Below are 4314 nucleotides of genomic sequence, written 5' to 3' on the forward strand. Positions count from 1 at the left end.
GCGCCGCCCTCTTCCTGCACCCGCATGGCATCATCGAATCGTTCCCGCTGCCCCAGCACCGCCGCCGCTGGGTGGCGCACGTGGGCCGCCACGCCGCCCTGGAGGGGCCGTGGGACCTGCCCCGGATTGTCCACGAACGCACCGGCTGGCGGCTGGAGGAACACACCTGCACCATGCGCAGCACCTTTTGCACCGCCAACCGGCGGGTTCCCGGCATGGTGCACGGCCGCACCGTGCTGATCGGGGACGCCGCCCATGAAGTCAGCCCGATCGGCGGGCAGGGCATGACCCTGGGGCTGGGGGACGCGCAGCAGCTGGCCCGGCTGCTGACCACCGGCGCCACGACGCAGCAGCTAAACCACTTCAGCAGCATGAGGCTGCGCGCCGCCCGTCGGGCCGGATACCAGGCCCACCTGAACATGCTGCTTGGCCGTCCGCTGCCCACCGCCCTGGTCCCGGTCCGGGACCGGCTCTTTACGGCGCTGGCCGCCAACGACCGCATCCGCACCGCGGTGGCCCGCACCTTCACCATGCGCTGGGCGCAGGGCACCGGGACACCCGGGCGCTGAGCGCCCGCCATCGGCGTGCGGCAACTCACCGCCCATTGCCAGGCAAGACATGAAACAATGGAAACGATGACTTCTATCGACTCTTCCACACTTTCCGCGGCTGAACGCAAGGCCCTGCGCCAGGAGCAGGCCGCGGCCCAGCGCGCCCAGCAGCTGCGCATCTCGCAGTCCCGCGCCAAGGCCGAGGGCCGCACCCAGGTGGTGCCCACCCCCGAAGGCTGGAAGCAGGAGATGGGCGCCGATGGCCGCCCGCAGCTGCAGTTCGCCGCCAAGCGCCGCGTCTCCCAGCCGCCGACCCACCTGGCGGACCTCACCCTGGCCGAACGCCAGGAGAAGCTGAAGGAGCTGGGGCTGCCGGCGTTCCGCGCCAAGCAGCTCTCGGTGCACTACTTCCAGCACTACACCACCGACCCGGCCAAGATGAGCGACCTGCCCAAGAACGGGCGCGAGGAACTGGCCGAGGCGATGTTCCCGACCCTGCTCACCGAGGTGAAGCGACTGACCACCGATGACGGGAAGACCATCAAGTTCCTGTGGCGTTTGTTTGACGGCTCGCTGGTCGAGTCCGTGCTGATGCGCTACCCGAACCGCATCACCCTGTGCATCTCCTCGCAGTGCGGTTGCGGCATGAACTGCCCGTTCTGCGCCACTGGCCAGGCGGGGCTGACCCGCAACATGTCCACCGCGGAAATCCTGGACCAGATTGTCCAGGCCAACCGCGTCATCGCCGAAGGCGGGCTGGGCGGCCAGAAGCACCCGGACGAACGGGTGGGCAACATCGTGTTCATGGGCATGGGTGAGCCGTTGGCCAACTACAAGCGCGTCATGAACGCGGTGCACCGCATGGTGGCCGACGCCCCGGAGGGGCTGGGCATGAGCGCGCGCGGCATCACCGTTTCCACCGTTGGGCTGGTCCCGGCGATCCGCAAGCTCGCCGATGAAAACATCCCGGTCACCTTCGCCCTGTCCCTGCACGCTCCGGACGACGAGCTGCGTGACGAGTTGATCCCGGTGAACTCGCGTTGGAAGGTCGACGAGGCGCTGGACGCCGCGCACGACTACTACGTGAAGACCGGACGGCGGGTCTCCATCGAATACGCGCTGATCAAGGACATGAACGACCACGAGTGGCGTGCCGAGCTGCTGGCCAAGAAGCTCAACGCCCGCGGCCGCGGTTGGGTGCATGTGAACCCGATCCCGCTGAACCCGGTGCCCGGATCCATCTGGACCCGCTCCGAACCGGACATCACCTCCAAGTTCGTGCACCGCCTGGATGAGCTGGGCGTGCCCACCACCCTGCGCGACACCCGCGGCAAGGAAATCGACGGGGCCTGCGGCCAGCTGGCCGCCGACGGCGACTAGGCGCCCCAGCACTTTTTGGCGGCGGGCCGAGCCTGCCGCGAAGGCCGCGGGGCGTAGCCAGTGACTTTGTCACTGCCTACGCCCCGCGGCCTTCTGTGTGCGCTGGCGGATCCCCCGCTACCGGGTGGCCAGCGGGGATTCGCGGATCAGCATGGAGAGCAGCAGCGCGGCCCCGGCCAGGAACATCCCGATCAGGAAGATCTGCGGCATCGATCCGGCCACCGCCTGGGCCACCAGCTCCTGGCTGCGCTGCGGCAGCCCTGCGATCAGCTCGGGGGTCAGTGAACCCACTCCGCCGCCGGCGGCATCCAGCTGCACCCCGGAGGCGTTCAGGTTGCCGGTGAAGGTGGAGACGAACACCGAACCGAATACGGCGATGCCGGTCGAGGCGCCAATCATGCGGAAGTAGTTGGTCGCGCTGGTGGCCACCCCCAGCTGCTGATGCGGCACCTGCGCCTGGACAATCACCACCAGGTTCTGCATCATCACCCCGATTCCGAAGCCCACCAGCAGCATGCCGGTGGCGGCGAACAGGTAGCCGGTGTCCACGCCCATGGTGCCCAGGAACGCGAGCCCGCCCAGCATCAGCACCGGCCCGGAGACCAGGAAGACCTTGTAGCGTCCGGTGCGGGAGACCCGCCAGCCGCTGCCCATCGAACCGACCACGTTGCCCAGGGTCATGGAGATCAGCATCAGCCCGGACATCACCGCGCTGGCGCCGTTGATCAGCTGGAAGTAGGTGGGCAGGTAGGAAATCGTGGCGAACATGACCACGCCCACCAGCACGCCGATGGTGGTGGCCAGCAGCACCTGCCCGTTGCGGAACAGGCTGCCGGGCATCACCGGGGCCGCGGCGCGGCGCTCCACCAGCACGAAGGCGATGACCGTCAGCGCCAGGCCCGCGCCCAACCCCAGCACCAGCGCGGAGCCCCAGCCCTGCTCGCCGCCGAAGCTGGTCAGCAGGACCACCAGCACCGAGGCGATGCTCAGCAGCACCATGCCGGCGTAGTCCAGGGTTCCGGTGCGCCGCGGGGTGCCGGGTACGTGCAGGTACTTGAGGATGAAGCCCAGCGCGATCGCGCCCAACGGCAGGTTGATGTAGAAGATCCAGCGCCAGCCCCACGCCTCGGTGATGATTCCGCCCAGCAGCGGCCCGCTGATCGAGGCGACCGCGAACGCGGCCCCCAGCAGGCCCATGTACTTGCCGCGGTCCCGCGGCGGGACCAGGTCCGCGATGATGCCCTGCGCGCCGATCATCAGCCCGCCGCCGCCCAGGCCCTGCAGGGCGCGGAAGGCGATCAGCAGCGGCATGGATCCGGCCATCCCGCTGAGCACCGAGCCGGCCAGGAAGACCGCGATCGCGAAGACGAACACCGGCTTGCGCCCGAACTGGTCGCCGAGCTTGCCGTAGATCGGCAGCCCAATGGTGGAGGCCAGCACGTAGGCGGTGATCACCCAGGCCAGCTGGTCGAATCCATGTAGTTCACCGACCATGGTCGGCAGCGCGGTGGCCACGATCGTCTGGTCCAGTGCGTTGAGCAGCACGGCCAGGATGAGTCCGGCGAAGACGAGCTTGAAGCCGCCGGTGCGAGTGGTCTCGCGGTTCTCCAGAAGTTTTCTAGTCATTGCCTGCCATCTGTTCCCTGCCAAGGGGTGTGGATACGGGGCGGCGCACAGCAGCGGGCACCGCATTGCCATTAACGATACTGAGCAGTTTCGTTAATGGCAATGCGGTGGCGGGGTGAGCTCCGGCACCGCCGGCAGCCAGGCGGCGGGGCTACTTCTGGTGATGCATCGCCGGCAGGATCACCTCGTCCACCACGCTTTCCACATAGGCGCGGTCCACCGGGCGGCGTTCGACCACCAGACGGTGGAAAACCATGGCCGACAGGATGCCCCGCGTGGACTGGGTGCTGGACTGCGCGCTCAGCTCCCCGCGGGCCCGTGCCTGCTCCACCACTGTCTGCACCAGGTGCGCCCGCGGGGTGGCGATATTGGCCATGTACAGCTCGTGCAGCTGCTCGTCGCTGGGCAGGGCCGCCAACAGATTCACGAAGATCGCATCGCGCATCGGATCCTGGGCAAACCAGATGGCAGTGAGCTGGATCAGGTCCTCGCGCAGCGACCCGGTGTCCGGGGCCGCGCTGTTCCATTCCAGGGAGCTGATCGCCGCGGCCAGCAGCTCGGTGCGCGAGGACCAGCGGCGGTACACGGTGGCCTTCGAGGCGCCGATGCGCGCGGCCACCTCATCCATGGTGAATTGGGCAAACCCCTGCTCGGCCAACACCTGCTGGGCGCACGTGAGGATCTGCTGATCGCGCGCGGCATCCCGGGGACGACCGCGGCGCGGGGCCGGGGAGGAAACGGCGGGGGGATTGGCGGG

4 protein-coding genes are annotated in these 4314 nt (G+C 68.5%); 2 read left to right on the top strand and 2 right to left on the bottom strand.

The features are described 5' to 3' along the window. Both RCJ92_RS15085 and rlmN read left to right on the top strand, forming a co-directional pair. Positions 1-569 (top strand): FAD-dependent monooxygenase (locus RCJ92_RS15085; RefSeq protein ID WP_446755014.1); only part of this gene is annotated, 569 nt, incomplete at its 5' end. Positions 570-635: 66 nt separating this feature from the next. Further along, positions 636-1931, top strand: coding sequence for a 23S rRNA (adenine(2503)-C(2))-methyltransferase RlmN (gene rlmN, locus RCJ92_RS15090; protein WP_360027225.1), 1296 nt, complete (start codon positions 636-638; stop codon positions 1929-1931). A 117-nt stretch (positions 1932-2048) separates the two neighbouring features. Here rlmN and RCJ92_RS15095 read toward each other — a convergent pair whose 3' ends face one another. Both RCJ92_RS15095 and RCJ92_RS15100 read right to left on the bottom strand, forming a co-directional pair. After that, positions 2049-3557: a DHA2 family efflux MFS transporter permease subunit gene (locus RCJ92_RS15095; RefSeq protein WP_446755015.1), complete on the bottom strand. Its 1509-nt coding sequence runs from the start codon at positions 3555-3557 to the stop codon at positions 2049-2051. 151 nt (positions 3558-3708) lie between these two features. After that, positions 3709-4314, bottom strand: a 606-nt coding sequence (locus RCJ92_RS15100; RefSeq protein WP_446755016.1) for a TetR/AcrR family transcriptional regulator, incomplete at its 5' end; no start/stop codon positions are given.

It is taken from the genome of Glutamicibacter sp. BSL13 (genome assembly GCF_052928425.1).